The following is a 15,617-nucleotide window of genomic DNA, read 5'->3' as shown; positions in this document are numbered from 1 at the left end:
GCGAGCAGGCTCACTCCTACAGGGGAAAGCGTTTCAACGCAGGAGATAGGGGATTTCGACTTTGACGGCCCCCGTCGGGCAATCCTTCTCGCACGGCATGCAGTACCAGCATTCATCGAAGGCCATGTAGGCCTTTTGCGTGGCCGGGTTGATCGCCAGCAGGTCCATCGGGCAGACGTCGACACACACGGTGCAGCCCTTTTCGGCGATGCATTTGTCCTCGTCCACGGTGACCGGGGCGTTGGAGCGGAAAAAGATTTCCTGAGCTTGATAAGCCATGGTTCGGACTCTCTGAAAAATGATGCTTCAAGCGGCGAAAGCGCCGACCCGCAGGCGGTCATAGGCCTGCATTTCCTCGGCGTCGAGCGGGATGATGTAAGGCTCGACAGCTTTCTTGAAACTGCGCATGCGGCCGTCCTCGCCCTTCTTCAGATGGCAATGGCAGAACCATTCGGCATCGTTGCGTTGCGGATGGTCGACGCGATAGTGGTACAGGCCCCAGCGGCTTTCGGCGCGGAACAACGACGCGCGGGCGGCCATTTCGGCGCAGTCGCGGATCACGCTGGTTTCCATCGCGCGCATCAATTCATGAGCGTTGTTGGCTTTCATCTGCTCGAGATCGCGTTCGATGTCGCTGAAACGTTGCAGACCAATCTGCATCTTCCTGGTCACTTTCGGCGGTTGCAGGTAGTCGTTGACGAAGCGCCGCAGCTTGTACTCGACCTGCGCCGGCGGCAGGCCTTCTGCGCGATCGAGCGGCGCGTAGACCCGGGCTTTTTCCCTGGCGATCTGCTCGGCGTCCAGTGCGGAAAACTCGCGGTCGGCGACAAACTCCGCGGCGTTGTGCCCGGCGAACCAGCCGTAAGTGAACGCGCCAAGCATGTAGTTGTGCGGCACCGCAGCCATGTCGCCGGCCGAGTACAAGCCCTTCACCGACGTCTCGGCACGCTCGTTGACCCACACGCCGGACGCCGAGTGACCGCTGCAGAAACCGATCTCCGAAATGTGCATTTCGACCATCTGCGTGCGGTAATCGGTGCCGCGATTGGCGTGGAACTGGCCACGGCTCGGGCGCTCGTTGCTGTGCAGGATTTCCTCGATGTTCTGGATGGTTTCCTCGGCCAGGTGATCGAGCTTGAGGAACACCGGGCCGTTGCCGCTTTCCAGTTCCTGATGGAATTCCCACATCATCTGCCCGCTCCAGTAGTCGCACTCGATGAAGCGTTCGCCCTTGTTGTTGGCGGTGTAGCCACCCAGCGGGCCGGTGACGTAGGCGCAGGCCGGGCCGTTGTAATCCTTGATCAGCGGGTTGATCTGGAAGCACTCGAGGTTCGCCAGTTCGGCGCCGGCGTGATAGGCCATCGCGTAGCCGTCACCCGCATTGGTCGGGTTTTCGTAAGTGCCCATCAGGTAGCCCGACGAAGGCAGACCGAGGCGTCCGGCCGCGCCGCAGGCAAGAATCACCGCTTTGGCCTTGATCACATGGAAATCGGCGGTGCGGCAGTCGAAGCCCATGACACCGTTGACCGCGCCCTCCTCGTCAGTCAGCAAACGCGTACAGACCAGGCGATTGGTGATGCTCACCCGTGCGCGTTTCAACTGCCGATATAGAACTTTTTTGATGTCGTGCCCTTCCGGCATCGGCAACACATAGGCGCCCATGTGGTGGACCTTTTTCACCGCGTAATCACCGGTTTCGTCCTTCTCGAACTTCACCCCCCACCGGTCGAGCTGCTCGATGGTTTCGAAACTGTGGGTGGCGTAGGCGTGAACCGCCGCCTGATTGACGATGCCGTCATTGGCGATGGTGATTTCCTTGGTGTACTGCTCGGGCGTCGAATGCCCCGGGATGATCGCGTTGTTCAGGCCGTCCATGCCCATGCTGATCGCGCCGCTGCGTTTGACGTTGGCCTTGTCGACCAGCAACACGCGCAAATCGCGGTTCTTCTCTTTGGCCTTGATCGCCGCCATCGGCCCGGCCGTACCACCGCCAATCACGACGATGTCGTATTCCTGTTCTAGAACGTTGCGGGTCATGCCTGCTCCCCTTTCTGCCGGTCGATCCGCAGGCGGTACTGGAACGCATCGCCACGGTAATAAAGGTGTTCGAAGTCCAGCGGCTGGCCCTGGGCGTCGTGGGTCAAACGCTCGATGCGCATGATCGGCGAGCCGGCTTCAACGTTGAGTGCCTGGGTCAGGTCGCTATCGGCCAGCACCGCGTCGATAGCCAGATCGGCGTGGCCGAGGGCGATGCCACAGTCGTTTTCCAGGATCAGAAAGATGTCGCGAGTGACCAGATCCGCCTTCTCCAGGCGCTCGCCGAGTGCTTTGGGCAGGTAGGTGATTTCCAGCGAGATCGGCTCGCGGTTGATCAGCCGTACGCGCTTGATCTGCGCGACGATCTCGCCTTCGGCCACCTGCAGACGCTCGGCGACTCGTTTGTCAGCGGCGATGAATTTGAAGCTGCGCAGGCGGTTGATCACCTCGTAGCCGCGCCCGGTCATCGACTCGGCAAGGCCTTGCAGGCTGCTGACGTTTTGAAAGGTTTTCGGCTTGGCGACGAAGGTGCCCTTGCCATGGATCTTGAAGATCAGCCCTTCCTTTTGCAGATCGCCCAGGGCCTGGCGCACGGTGATGCGGCTGACTTTGAACAGTGCACCGAGCTCGCTTTCAGAAGGCATCTGACTGTCTTGCGGGTATTCGCCATCGAGAATTCGCGCACGCAGGACATCGCGCAACTGGGTGTGCAGCGGAACGCTACTGAGGGAGAGAACGTTGTCGGTCATCACGGAATCACTTGTCATAACGAGTTATGACGTGATCTTAGAGACGTTATGACAAGCTTGAGAAATATTGTTTGGGCATAACCTTAGATTCGCCCTTGAGATGCAAAAGATCGCAGCCTTCGGCAGCGCCTACAGATTGAATGCGATTGCCCTGTAGGAACTGCCGAAGGCTGCGATCTTTTGACGTTACCCTTTTGCTCAATCCTCAGCCGATGCGCAGCGCACGCAGATCAAGGCGTCCGTCCACGAGCGGCGGGCACCAGTAGTAGCCGCCGGTGATCGGTCGGCTGATCTGGTACAGACCATCGGCGATACCGTCTTCCAGACCGCTCATGCGCCGCAGTTGTGCTTCGAAGGCATCGAGGGAAAAGCCGAAAGCGAGGAACATCAAACCAGCGCGGTCGCCTTCGATCCATGGCATCGAGCGGCGCACCAGGAAAGCTTCCGGGGCGAAGCTTTCCTGGGCGGTGCGTTTGACGTGGGCCGAGATCGGCGCGTCGTCGATTTCTTCGTTATCGCTCAGGCGACGCCCCATGATGTCGTCCTTGGCGCCAGCAGTGAGGCGATGAAAGCCCTTGAGATCGTGCTGCCACTGCTGGATCGCGGCGAAACTGCCTCCGACCAGCCCATCAGCGCCGGTGCTCAGCAACGCGGCGGCGACAGCGGCGTCGTCATGGGGGTTTTCCGTGCCGTCTTCGTAACCGGTGAGGTCGTGGCCCTCCATGTGGCGGAAGGCTTCCTGCATCTGCACCAGGCGCAAGGCCGGGGCCAGCGCGGCTTCGATGGCATTGCTGCGATTGAGCAATTCACCCCGGTCGACACCGTGCAACCAGACCCACAACGCATGCTGGGTCGACGGGTTGTCCACGCCGACGCCGGTCAGGGCCGGGAAGCTGCGCAGGCCAGCGATCTCAACGTTCAGCGCCTTGGTCAACGACTCACCAAAGCCCACCACTGCCGACTTGCCATCCACCAGCATCAGCAGGTTGTCGATCGCTTGCGGCAAGGCTTCCACCGACGCCAGAGCGAAAAACAGATGACGTGCTTGCGCAGGAACAGGGGTGGCGAGAATGCCCGGCTGGTAGTAACTCATGTGAACTCCTTGAAAAAGTGCGCGGAGTTTACCTGTAGCCGGATGGTTTGTGTGGGTGGCGAAAGCGTGGCTGTTTCAGCGTGAACGGCCTTCGATCAACGCCTTCAAAGCCAGCGCATCTGCCGTGGCCGCGCCGCTGGCGGTGTTGTCGAAGATGCACCAGATGTCCCTGCCTTCGGCTTTCGCGCTCTGCAGGGTCTGAGCAAGCTGCCGCAGACAAGCCGCGTCATAAGCGCTGTGATAAATCCGCGGCGAGCCATGCAAGCGCCAATACTGCAGGCCCTGCCAGCCGCCCGGCGCAGTATCGGTGCTGATACGCGAGGGGTCGACCGCTGCCTGGGCAATCTGCAGCTCCACCAGCAGTGCCCCAGCGTCAGTCCACGATTCGTGTCGCGGTTCCAGCACCACGCTGCCTTGAAAACGCTCGCGCAAGGCGCCGAAGAAAGCCTTGGCTACCGGCGCATCGAACGCCAGTTTCGGTGGCAGTTGCACCAGCAGGCAGCCAAGGCGATCACCCAAGCCTTCGCACTGGCCGAGAAACTCATCGAGCGGCCCCGCGGTGTCCGCCAGCCGTTGCTCATGGGTGATGAGCTTCGGCACTTTGACGGCGAAGCGAAAGTCCGGTGGCACCGAGTCGGCCCAGCGCTCGTAGGTCTGGCGTCGATGCGGGCGGTAGAACGAGCTGTTGATCTCCACACACTTGAAGCGCGCGGCGTAGCGTTGCAAGTGCGTGCCCTCGGCAGGAAATGCCGGCCAGTGCTCGCGACCGAGGCTCCAGCCGGCACAACCGATGAACATTAAAGGCTCGTTCAAGCGCCCACCGTCATTTTTTGCCGGGCAACACGGAACCAAGCACCTGCTTGGCGGTTTGAATGATCACCCCGGCCTCGTCCGGATCACCCTTGAGCAGGGTCGTGGCGAATTTCTTCGCTTGCTCAAGCTTGATGTGCGGTGGCAGCGGCGGCACGTTCGGGTCCGTCTTGAACTCGATCAGCACCGGCACTTCCGAGGCGAGCGCCTGCTCCCACGCAGCCGCCACGTCTTCTTCGCGATCAACGAAGATGCCCTTGAGGCCAATGGAAATCGCGAACAAGTGATACGGCACGTCGGGAATGCTCTGCGACGCTTCGAACTTGGGATCGCCCTCCATCACTCGCTGCTCCCAAGTGACCTGATTGAGGTCTTCGTTGTTGAACACCGCGCAGATCCATTTCGGGCTCTGCCACTGCCGCCAGTATTTGGCGACGGTGATCAGCTCGGCCATGTTGTTCATCTGCATCGCGCCGTCGCCGACCAGGGCAATCACCGGGCGCTCGGGAAAAGCGAATTTCGCCGCGATCGCATACGGCACCGCAGCCCCCATCGAGGCCAGGCCACCGGACAACGAGCATTTCATGCCCCGGCGGATTTTCAGGTCGCGGGCGTACCAGTTGGCGCAGGAGCCGGAATCGCTGGTGATGATTGCCTGCTCAGGCAAGCGCGGTGACAGCTCGTAGACCACCCGTTGCGGGTTGACCGGATCGGCCTTGGCCATGGCGCGTCTCTCCAGGGTTTTCTCCCAACTGCCGCGCCAGCCTTCGATCTTCTTGCGCCATTTGTTCGAGGTTTTCTGTTCCAGCAGCGGCAGCAACGCAGCGAGGGTTTCCGCTGAATCACCGACCAGATTGACCTCCATCGGATAACGCAGGCTGAGCATGTCCGGTTGCAAATCGATCTGCACGCCGCGCGCCTGGCCTTCCTTGGGCAGAAATTCGGAATACGGGAAACCCGAACCGATCATCAACAAGGTGTCGCACTCACTCATCAGCTTGTAGCTGGGCTCGGTGCCGAGCAGGCCGATGCTGCCGGTCACCCACTGCAATTCGTCGGGCAACGCCGCTTTGCCCAGCAGCGCTTTGGCCACACCGGCGCCGAGTTTTTCCGCCACGGCGATCACTTGATCAGCCGCCTCCAGCGCGCCGGCACCGACCAGAATCGCAACTTTCTCGCCACTGTTGAGCACTTCGGCGGCGCGTTGCAGATCGCTTTCATAAGGCACGACTTTCGGCTTGCTGTAACCGACGCCGGAATGCGCTGTGCCATGGGCGCGCGCCGGTTGTTCGTAAGGCAGATCCTGCAAGTCATTGGGCAGGATCAGCGCGGTGACGCGGCGCTCGCCGACGGCAGTTCGCACCGCACGATCGAGCAGATGGCGCACCTGCGACGGCGCCGAGGCCTGCTGCACGAATGCGCCGGCGACATCCTTGAACATCGACACCAGGTCCAGTTCCTGCTGGTAATGACTGCCCAGCGCCGTGCGCGCCTGCTGCCCGACGATGGCCAGCACTGGCATGTGGTCCATGCGCGCATCGTAGAGGCCGGTGATCAGGTGCGAAGCGCCGGGGCCGGACGTGGCGATACACACGCCCAGCTCGCCGGTGAACTTGGCATGGGCCGAGGCCATGAACGCAGCCATTTCCTCGTGCCGTGCCTGGACGAATTCGATCTTGCCTTTGGCCCGGCTCATGGCGCCGAACACGCCGTTGATGCCATCGCCCGGATAGCCAAAAATTCGCGTCACGCCCCATTCGCTGAGCCGTTCCACCAGAAAATCACCTACTGTCATCGTCATCTTGACCCTCGCCATTTGCTGCTGCATGGACATGTAAGGGTCTGGACAGCCCGCTTCGCGGTGAAGTTTCGCTGGATTGTCCGGGCATGGACTTTGGCCCCGTGTTTACGTAGCAACGATTTTTTGAGGCGAGCACCCTGCCCTGCGGTCGATTGAAAAATGATCGAAGGAGGATTCGCCATGACTGAAGTACAAACCCTGCTGCTCGAACGCAATGACTGGGTGCCGAACAATCCGCGTCTGCCGGTGCTGATCTATCGCCACGCGATCGCCATCGAGGGCAACGATCCCGCAGCGCGTTTCGAGCAGATGTTCGGCGCCAACGGCTGGCCAGCGCAGTGGCGCTACGGGATTTATGACTATCACCACTACCACACCGAAGGCCACGAAGTGCTTGGCGTGGCGGCCGGTCAGGCGCGGTTGATGCTGGGCGGGCCGAATGGGCAGGTCGTCGACGTCAGCGCCGGGGATGTGTTGTTGCTGCCGGCCGGGACTGGCCACTGCAATCTGGGTTCGAGTGAGGATTTTCTGGTGGTGGGCGCGTATCCGCCGGGGCAGCAGGCGGATATTTGCCGGGCCGCGCCGAGTGATGCGCAGTTGGCGCGGATCGAGGGGCTGGCGTTTCCTGAGACAGATCCGGTGCAGGGGGTCGGGGGTGCGGTTGGACAGTATTGGATTTGATGATTCACCACATAACCCTGTAGGAGTGAGCCTGCTCGCGATGCGGTGTGTCAGTCATTACTTCTCTACCTGATACACCGCTATCGCGAGCAGGCTCACTCCTACAGGGGATTTGGGTTGGCAGATAAATCTGTGGGGGCTGGCACCCGCCGGAAATTTTCCCTACGGTGTCTACCTGTTCTCTCCCAGCATCGACGAGGTCCGTTTCATGAGCAATGCGTCTTACGTTCCGCCCAAGGTCTGGAAACAAGAAGCGCCTTCCGGCGGCCACTTCGCCAGCATCAACCGCCCGATCGCCGGGCCGACTCATGACAAAGAGCTGCCTGTCGGCAAGCATCCTTTGCAGCTGTATTCGCTGGCCACGCCCAACGGTGTCAAGGTCACCATCCTGCTCGAAGAGTTGCTGGCGCTCGGGCACAGCGAGGCCGAGTACGACGCGTGGCTGATCCGCATTGGCGAAGGCGATCAGTTCTCCAGCGGTTTTGTCGAAATCAACCCGAACTCGAAGATTCCGGCGCTGCTGGATCGCAGTGTCGAGCCGCCGATCCGGGTGTTCGAGTCCGGCTCGATCCTGCTGTATCTCGCGGAAAAGTTCGGCGCCTTCCTGCCCAAGGATCCGGCCGGTCGTACCGAAACCCTCAACTGGCTGTTCTGGCAAATGGGCTCGGCGCCGTATCTGGGCGGTGGCTTTGGGCATTTCTACGCTTACGCGCCAGAGAAGCTCGAATACCCGATCAATCGCTTCACCATGGAAGCCAAACGGCAGCTGGATGTGCTCAACCGCCGTCTCGCCGACAACGCCTATCTGGCCGGTGACGACTACACCATCGCCGACATCGCCGTATGGCCGTGGTACGGGCAACTGGTGCGCAACAACGTCTACTCGGCGGCGGAGTTCCTCGCGGCCCATGAGTACACCCATGTACAGCGCTGGGCGGAAGACATCGCCAAGCGCCCGGCGGTCGTACGTGGACAACGGGTGAACCGCACCTGGGGTGATGAAGACAGTCAGGTGCCGGAGCGGCACGGTGCGCAGGATCTGGACTGATTCCGAAAAACTGCATAACCCTGTGGGAGCGAGCCTGCTCGCGAAAGCGGAGTGTCAGACAACGCATCTGTTGATTGATACACCGCCTTCGCGAGCAGGCTCGCTCCCACATTTGTTTGCGGAAGCGATCAAATCCAATTGTGAAAAAATCATTAACTAACTGAACCGTACGGGTTTATTCCTCAGGAAACTTCCTACATACTAATGCGAATAATTCTTACATGCACTCGCATCAGTTTCGTTTGGGTCATCTTGGGGAAGCAGATAGATGTCGTTTCACACCATCCACCGCCGTTCGAACCTTTCACCTAACCTCCTCGCAATCGCCATGGGCATGGTCAGCATCGCACCTGCCCTCGCCGAAGAAACCGCCCCCACCGCGCCAGCCAATGGCCCGCTGGAACTGCAAGCGACCGAAATCGGCGCTACGCAGATGAGCAGCACCACCGAAGACACGCAGTCCTACACCACCGGCCCGATGCAGACCGCGACCAAGCTGTCGCTGACCATGCGCGAAACGCCGCAGGCGGTGACGGTGATCACGCGACAGCGCATGGACGACCAGAACATGACCAGCGTCAACGACGTGGTGCGGGGCACGCCGGGGCTGTTCCTCAGCGAGGCCAGCGGCCCGGGTCGGCAGACTTACAAGGCGCGCGGTTTCGACATCGACAACATCATGTACGACGGCCTGCCCAGCTCGTATTCGCCGTTCACCCTGGCGGTGCAGCCGAACCTGGCGATGTTCGACCGGGTGGAAATCGTCCGTGGCGCAACCGGTCTGGTCACCGGTGCCGGCAACCCGTCGGCGGCGATCAACATGGTGCGCAAGCGTCCAACCGCCGATCAGCGCGTGACCCTCACTGGTGCCGCAGGCAGCTGGGATGACTACCGTGGCGAAGTCGATGCCTCCAGCCCGCTGAACGAAAGCGGCACGCTGCGTGGCCGTGTGGTGACGTCGTATCAGGGCGCCGACAGCTTCCGCGACAAGGAAGAAAACGATCACGGCCTGTTCTATGCCATCGGTGAAGCGGACCTGAGCGACAGCACCACCGCGACCCTCGGCTTCTCGCGGCAGAACGACCAGACCAACTATTTCTGGGGTGGCCTGCCGATCGGTGAAAACGGTCATCACCTCGACTTGCCCCGCTCCACTTACCCGGGCACCGATTGGGAAAACCGCAAGCTGCAGGTCGACACCGTGTTCGGTGAAGTCGAGCACCGGTTCGACAACGACTGGAAACTGCACCTCGGCGGTTCGACTTCAACGCTCGAGGGAGAATTCTCCGGCACATACCTGTCGCGCTACGACGGCCCGCTGGAAACCACCGCCTACCAATCGCACCACACCGACAAGCAACGCGCGTTCGACGGTTTTGCCAGCGGCCCGTTCGAAGCGTTCGGCCGTACACATGAGTTAGTGGTCGGCGCGAGCAATCGCGTATACGACGCGACCACCAAGGAATACTCGCCCTACGACACAGGCCTGCCGATCGGCGCGCCCAAGCCTGACTTCGTGCGCAGCGGCAAGTCGCGCAACGTCACCACCCAGGACGCGGTTTACCTGACCACACGCTTGAGCCTGGCCGATCCGCTGACGCTGATCCTCGGCAGTCGTCTGGACTGGTATGACTACGACGATCGCACTGCCGATGGCGACTTCAAGGTCACCCGCAACCTGACCCGTTATGCGGGCCTGATCTACAAGCTCGACGACCATCACTCGGTCTACGCCAGCTACACCGACATCTTCACCCCGCAAACCCAGAAAGACCTCGGCGGCAAAGTGCTTGAGCCGATCGTCGGTGAAAACTACGAAGTCGGCATCAAGGGCGAATATTTCGACGGTGCCCTGAACGGCAGCGTGGCGGTGTTCCAGATGGACCAGACCAACCGCGCCACCCAGGCGGCGACCCAGCTCGGCTGCCCGGAACTGACCTGCTACGAAACCTCCGGCAAGGTTCGCGCCCAGGGCGTGGACATGGAACTGCAAGGTGCGCTGACCGAGCAATGGCAAGTCGGCGCCGGCTACACCTATACCCGCGCCCACTACATCAAGGACGAAAACCCGGCGAACAACAACCAGAAGTTCGACACCGACATGCCCGAGCACCTGTTCAAGGTCTCCACCGTGTACCGCTTCAAAGGCCCGCTGGAAAAACTGCGGGTGGGCGGCAACGTCTACTGGCAGAGCCGCATGTACAACGACATCGCCCTGGCCAACGGCAGCAGCTATCGCCTGGAACAGGGTGGCTACGCGGTCACCGATCTGATGGCCGGCTACGAGGTCAACAAACACCTCGACCTGCAGGTCAACGCCAACAACATCTTCGATCGCAAGTACTACTCGTCCATCGGTACTGACGTGACGTGGGGCTCGACCGACAACTACGGCACGCCGCGCAGCTACATGATGACGGCCAAGTACAAGTTCTGAGTCGACAGGCTCAGCACGCAGCCGACAGGCGCCGGGAGTTTTCCCGGCGCCCTTTTTTTGCACGTTCATTAGGCATGGCCGGCAATAACCGATAGTCTCTGGCGACACTTTCGCGAAGCGCCGGCCATGCCCCAGACAGATTTCTCCTCCGACCTCCAAGCCATCGGCAGCATTGACGCTGTGCCGGTGATCCTGAGCATGGTCAAGCATACGACCGGCATGCGCTTCGCCGCTGTAGCGCGGGTCACCGAGAGCAAGTGGATCGCTTGCGCCGTGGATGACTCGATAGACTTCGGCCTGTTGCCCGGCGGCGAACTGGTACTGGAATCGACGATTTGTCATGAGATCCGTCAGCACCATCAGCCGGTGATCTTCGGCCATGCCAGCCAGCACCCGGTTTTCTCCACGCACCACACGCCGAAAACCTATGGTCTGGAAAGCTACATTTCGATTCCGATCATCAAGGCCAATGGCGAGTTTTTTGGCACGCTGTGCGCCATTGATTCGGTTCCGGCGAACCTCGACGACCCGGCCATCGAAAAGACTCTCACCCTCTTCGCCCAACTGATCGCCATGAGCCTGGATACCCAAGGTCATCTGCACGCAACCAGAACCGCCCTGGCCGATGCCAACGAAATGGGCCGTCTGCGCGAGCAATTCATTGCGGTGCTGGGCCACGACTTGCGTACGCCGCTGAGCGCCATTCGCATGAGTGCCGACCTGCTCGAAAGCAAGGCCGAGGACAAGCGCTCGCGCACGCTGCTGTCGGCGATCCGCACCAGCTCGGTACGCATGGGCGTGTTGATCGAAAACATTCTCGACTTCGCTCGGGGCCGGCTCGGCAGCGGAATTCCGGTGCAGCGCAAACTGGTCGATGACTTGCAGCAAACGCTGCGCCAGACCCTGAACGAGATCCAGGTGGCGTACCCGCAGGCGCAGTTCATTGATTCGCTTGAAGTGCCGACCGGGGTCTATTGCGACCCGCTGCGCATCAGCCAGCTGTTGTCGAACCTGCTGGGCAACGCCGTGACCCATGGCTCGACGGCCGAGCCGATTGTGCTCAAGGCGTTTGCCGAGGGCGACGAGATGGTCATTTCCCTGACCAACCAGGGCGCGCCGATTCCGCCGGCGCTGATGCCGCTGCTGTTCGAACCGTTCTCGCGTTCCGAAGCGGGTCAGCGCAACGAAGGGCTGGGGCTGGGCTTGTACATTGCCGGGCAAATTGCCAATGCGCACAACGGCACTTTGAGCGTCACCTCCGACAGCAAAGCAGGCACCTGTTTCGTCGCGCGCTTCCCTGCGCGCTTCAAGTGGGTCTGAGCGCCGCTCAGGTGTTCAACGGCGTCTGCGGCGTGTCCGGGTTGAGCTGGCGCCGACGGAACTGCCCCGGCGGCTGGCCATGAATCTGGCGAAAACGTCGGGAGAAATAGGCCTCATCAGCAAACCCGCACAACCGCGCCACCTCGCCCACCGAGCGCGTGCTGTTGAGCAAAAAATTGCGCGCCGCGTGCATGCGCCGCTCCAGCACCAGCTCGGTGAACGTCTTGCCGATCTCCTTGCGCAGCCAGTGCGTCAGGTAGGTCGGTGACAGATAGGTCGCAGCGGCGACTTTAATCAGGTTGAGATCAGGATCGGCGATGTTCTTCCGCAAGTATTCGAACATCCGGCTCAGGGCGTCGCGACGGCTGTTCTCGGCGGCATTTTCTTCCGCCAGACGCTTGAGCGGTTCGGCATAGAGAAAACACACGCTGCCAATCATCTGCAGCAACAGCCCCTTGAGCATTTCCCGCGTGCCGAACTGACGGTTCTCATCGAGTGCACGCATCTGCTCGATCAAGCCGCAGACCTGAGCGAAATCCTCATCGCCCAGAATGAAATCCAGATGCTCCTGAAAGCGGAACGGCGACAGCTCCGGCGCCAGCAGGATCGACACTTCTTCCAGATCCATCGGGTCGCATTGCAGATGCGGCAAGAGGAACGTCTGGGAAAAGTTGATGACGATGAAATTGCTGTCCTCGGGATGCGGAATCACATGCACGCGATGGGGCAGGATGAACGCCAGGGTGTTGCGCGGGAACGGCCGCTGCACGCTGCCGATGTGCTGCACGGTGTCGCCACCGAGGTTGATCTGGATCTGAAAATACTCATGCCGGTGAGGCGCGGTTTCGGCGCGCCGACCCTTTTTGTCGCGAATGTAGAAATCGGTCAATTCGCTGCGCTGCTGCATGACGTAGGTCGGAATACGGTTGGGTGAAGACATGGGCGTGAGGTCCTCCGGGCAGTGAGGTGGCGCCTGTCATCTTGCAGGGTTGAGCGGTGTGCGGCAATGAGTCATACGATGACAATGACTTTTTTGAGAGAAGCCTCGCGACGCGCCTGTCCAAAAACTGAATTGCTATCGAAATTCTCATAACCGTTATTAGTCAGTCGCTTAAGATAGATATGTGATCCTTTTTATCAAGACAAATCGTATTTATCTTTTTGGACAGGTTCGCCCAATCCCCATTTTTGTAGAAAAAACGTTCTAACCCGCCGGTTGATTTAGAACCGTTGTACGACCACTGTAATGACAACGCAGCCCAACCTCTTTCAAAAACAATCAAAGGTGCGCACGTCATGATCCTGCTATTCCCCCTCGCCGCCCCGCCCGACCTTCCCTTCAAGTCAATCTCACAAAGACGTTCCTGAACATCTGAAACCCGCGCTGCAAGCCGTTCGATCGCCTTGCCCCACACGTTGCGGGCAACGGCGTCGGCTGCTCGAAAAATCTCGACTCTTCTAACAATAACGAGGTCTCCGCATGTCCAACTCCCATTCTTCCAGTGCCACGGTGCCGCCGGTGATTGCCGGCGCACGCGATGCCGTCTCGTCGCAGCGCCTGCCCACCCGGCGGCGCTGGTTCATGCTTTCGCTGCTGCTGATTGCGACGATCATCAATTACATCGACCGGGTGAACATCTCGATTGCCGCGCCGTTCATGGCCAAGGACCTGGGCCTGGACAAGATCGAAATGGGCCTGATCTTTTCCGCCTTCGCCTGGACCTATGCCTTGGCACTGGTGCCGGCCGGGTTCATCGCCGACCGGTTTGGCTCGCGCTTCACCTACGGCGTGTCGCTGATCAGTTGGTCGACCGTCACCGTTTGCCAAGGCTTCGCCAGCGGTTTCGCTTCGCTGTTCGGCCTGCGTCTGGCGGTCGGCGCCATGGAAGCCCCGGCCTTCCCGGCCAACAGCCGTGCCGTAACGGTGTGGTTTCCGGCGCGAGAACGCGGGCTGGCCAGCAGCATCTACGTGTGCGGCCAGTACCTCGGCACGGCGCTGTTCACCGGCGCGCTGCTGTGGCTGGCGACCACCTTCGACTGGCGCCACGTGTTCTACAGCACCGGCGCACTCGGCATTGTCTTCGGTGTGCTGTGGCTGTACCTGTATCGCGATCCGCTGAACTGCAAGAAAGTCAGCCAGGAGGAGTTGAAGTACATCGAAACCGGCGGCGGTCTGGTCAAGAGCAGTCAGGAACGCACCCGTTTCAACTGGCGGCAGATTGCCGAGCTGTTCAGTTATCGGCAGATCTGGGCGATCTGCATCGGCAAATTCGCCAGCACCTCGGCGCTGTATTTCTTCCTCACCTGGTTCCCGACCTACCTGATCGAAGAACGCAAATTGACCATGATCAAGGCCGGGATCTTCGCCGTACTGCCCTTCGTCGGTGCGACGGTGGGGATTCTGCTGGCCGGCATCGTTTCCGACCTGCTGATCCGTCGCGGCTACTCGATGTCGTTTGCGCGCAAGCTGCCGCTGGTGGTCGGTTCGATGCTGGGCATGTCGATCGTGCTGGTGAATTTCACCGACTCCAACCTGATCTGCATCGCCGTGCTGACCATCGCTTTCTTCGCCCAAGGCATCGCGTCATCGTCCTGGGCGGCGGTCTCGGAAGTGGCGCCGAAAGAGCTGATCGGCCTCACCGGCGGCATCACCAGCCTGGCGGCGAACATCGGCGGCATCGTCACGCCGATCGTGATCGGCGCCATCGTCCACGCCACCGGCACCTTCGCCTATGCCTTCTGGTTCATCGGCGGCGTGGCGCTGATCGGCACGCTCTCCTACTCGTTGTTGCTCGGACGCCTGTATCGCATCGAACTGAAGGTGCGCTGAGCGGAAAAACCCGGATTTGTCCAAACGCAGGCGGCTTTCGTCCAACTTCGCCGACGCCAGCCGCCGTACGCTGCCCTTTCAAACAGGATGACCCGCAGGATGAACATGACCGAATACGTCTTTACCCCGGATCTGCCCGTAACCCTGCCGGTACTCGGCAGCGAGCAACGCTTCCCGGTTGGCCGGGTGTTCTGTGTCGGCCGCAACTACCCGTGGCCGGACACTCAAGGCCAGTCGCGCCAGCCACCGGTGTTCTTCATGAAACCGGCAAGTTGCGTGGTTGATGCCGTCGGCGACGTGGCCTTCCCCTCGGTGTGCGAGGACTTTGTTCACGAAATCGAACTGGTCGTCGCTATCGGTGAAGGGGGCGCCAACATTCCTGAAGATCAGGCTCTGGCCTACGTCTGGGGCTACGCCGCCGGCCTCGACCTGACTCGCCGCGACTTGCAACGCGCGGCCAAGAGCAACGGCTTGCCGTGGGAAGGCGCCAAGGTGTTCGACGGCGCCGCGCCGATGACCGCCGTCGTCCCGGTGAGCCGCTCCGGCCATCCCGAGGGCGAGTTGTGGCTGAACGTCAACGGCGAAGAACGCCAGCGCGACAACCTCGACAGCCAGATCTGGTCGGTCAGCGAAATGATCAGCCGCATCTCGCAATCCGTGGCCCTGCGCGCCGGCGACCTGATCATGACCGGCAGCCCCTCCGGCGTCGACAGCCTGCAACCGGGCGACGTGATCAGCGCTGGCATCGACGGCATCGGTCAATTGCAAATGCGCGTCGGCCCACGGCCCTGATCCGGCGAATTCTGAGACA

Annotated in this window: 13 protein-coding genes; 6 read left to right on the top strand and 7 right to left on the bottom strand. The window is 60.9% G+C overall.

Annotation, left to right across the window (positions count from 1 at the left end; all coding sequences use genetic code 11):
- Positions 1-33 precede the first annotated feature (33 nt).
- The 6 genes from LIS66_RS11990 to LIS66_RS11965 all read right to left on the bottom strand — a co-directional run bounded on the left by LIS66_RS11990 (position 34) and on the right by LIS66_RS11965 (position 6,490).
- Positions 34-279: a 4Fe-4S dicluster domain-containing protein gene (locus LIS66_RS11990; protein WP_007959413.1), complete on the bottom strand. Its 246-nt coding sequence runs from the start codon at positions 277-279 to the stop codon at positions 34-36.
- A 27-nt stretch (positions 280-306) separates the two neighbouring features.
- Positions 307-2,037: a fumarate reductase/succinate dehydrogenase flavoprotein subunit gene (locus LIS66_RS11985; RefSeq protein WP_227974361.1), complete on the bottom strand. Its 1,731-nt coding sequence runs from the start codon at positions 2,035-2,037 to the stop codon at positions 307-309.
- A complete protein-coding gene (locus tag LIS66_RS11980) occupies positions 2,034-2,786 on the bottom strand; it encodes a GntR family transcriptional regulator (protein WP_064361813.1) in 753 nt (250 codons plus the stop codon). The genes LIS66_RS11985 and LIS66_RS11980 overlap by 4 nt, the downstream gene beginning before the upstream one ends.
- Before the next feature lie 205 nt (positions 2,787-2,991).
- Positions 2,992-3,879 carry a Dyp-type peroxidase gene (locus LIS66_RS11975; RefSeq protein ID WP_227974360.1) on the bottom strand — a complete coding sequence of 296 codons (888 nt, stop codon included), beginning with the start codon at positions 3,877-3,879 and terminating at the stop codon, positions 2,992-2,994.
- A 75-nt stretch (positions 3,880-3,954) separates the two neighbouring features.
- Complete coding sequence (locus LIS66_RS11970) at positions 3,955-4,677, bottom strand: DUF72 domain-containing protein (protein ID WP_227974508.1); 723 nt, start codon at positions 4,675-4,677, stop codon at positions 3,955-3,957.
- 25 nt (positions 4,678-4,702) lie between these two features.
- Positions 4,703-6,490, bottom strand: coding sequence for a thiamine pyrophosphate-requiring protein (locus tag LIS66_RS11965; protein ID WP_227974359.1), 1,788 nt, complete (start codon positions 6,488-6,490; stop codon positions 4,703-4,705).
- A 180-nt stretch (positions 6,491-6,670) separates the two neighbouring features.
- Between LIS66_RS11965 and LIS66_RS11960 the strand changes: the two genes are divergently transcribed.
- The 4 genes from LIS66_RS11960 to LIS66_RS11945 all read left to right on the top strand — a co-directional run bounded on the left by LIS66_RS11960 (position 6,671) and on the right by LIS66_RS11945 (position 11,976).
- Positions 6,671-7,171 carry a cupin gene (locus tag LIS66_RS11960; RefSeq protein WP_227974358.1) on the top strand — a complete coding sequence of 167 codons (501 nt, stop codon included), beginning with the start codon at positions 6,671-6,673 and terminating at the stop codon, positions 7,169-7,171.
- Between the two features lie 208 nt (positions 7,172-7,379).
- A complete protein-coding gene (gene yghU / locus LIS66_RS11955; protein ID WP_042610299.1) occupies positions 7,380-8,219 on the top strand; it encodes a glutathione-dependent disulfide-bond oxidoreductase in 840 nt (279 codons plus the stop codon).
- Positions 8,220-8,487: 268 nt separating this feature from the next.
- Positions 8,488-10,656: a TonB-dependent siderophore receptor gene (locus LIS66_RS11950; RefSeq protein WP_227974357.1), complete on the top strand. Its 2,169-nt coding sequence runs from the start codon at positions 8,488-8,490 to the stop codon at positions 10,654-10,656.
- 126 nt (positions 10,657-10,782) lie between these two features.
- On the top strand, positions 10,783-11,976 hold the full coding sequence (locus tag LIS66_RS11945; protein ID WP_227974356.1) for a GAF domain-containing sensor histidine kinase: 1,194 nt from the start codon (positions 10,783-10,785) through the stop codon (positions 11,974-11,976).
- A gap of 7 nt (positions 11,977-11,983) precedes the next feature.
- Here LIS66_RS11945 and LIS66_RS11940 read toward each other — a convergent pair whose 3' ends face one another.
- The gene (locus LIS66_RS11940; RefSeq protein WP_042610296.1) at positions 11,984-12,916 is read right to left on the bottom strand and encodes a helix-turn-helix transcriptional regulator; all 933 of its coding nucleotides are present in this window, start codon (positions 12,914-12,916) and stop codon (positions 11,984-11,986) included.
- A gap of 540 nt (positions 12,917-13,456) precedes the next feature.
- Here LIS66_RS11940 and LIS66_RS11935 point away from each other — a divergent pair.
- Positions 13,457-14,806: an MFS transporter gene (locus LIS66_RS11935; protein WP_042610295.1), complete on the top strand. Its 1,350-nt coding sequence runs from the start codon at positions 13,457-13,459 to the stop codon at positions 14,804-14,806.
- 99 nt (positions 14,807-14,905) lie between these two features.
- Positions 14,906-15,598 (top strand): fumarylacetoacetate hydrolase family protein, encoded by a 693-nt coding sequence (locus tag LIS66_RS11930; protein ID WP_227974355.1) that lies wholly within the window; start codon positions 14,906-14,908, stop codon positions 15,596-15,598.
- The last annotated feature ends 19 nt before the right edge of the window (positions 15,599-15,617 follow it).

Source organism: Pseudomonas sp. HN2 (genome assembly GCF_020736465.1).
GTDB classification, from domain to species: Bacteria; Pseudomonadota; Gammaproteobacteria; order Pseudomonadales; family Pseudomonadaceae; genus Aquipseudomonas; species Aquipseudomonas moraviensis_A.
The sequence above is the reverse complement of the archived record's forward strand: the minus strand, read 5'-3'. Positions and strand labels throughout refer to the sequence as shown.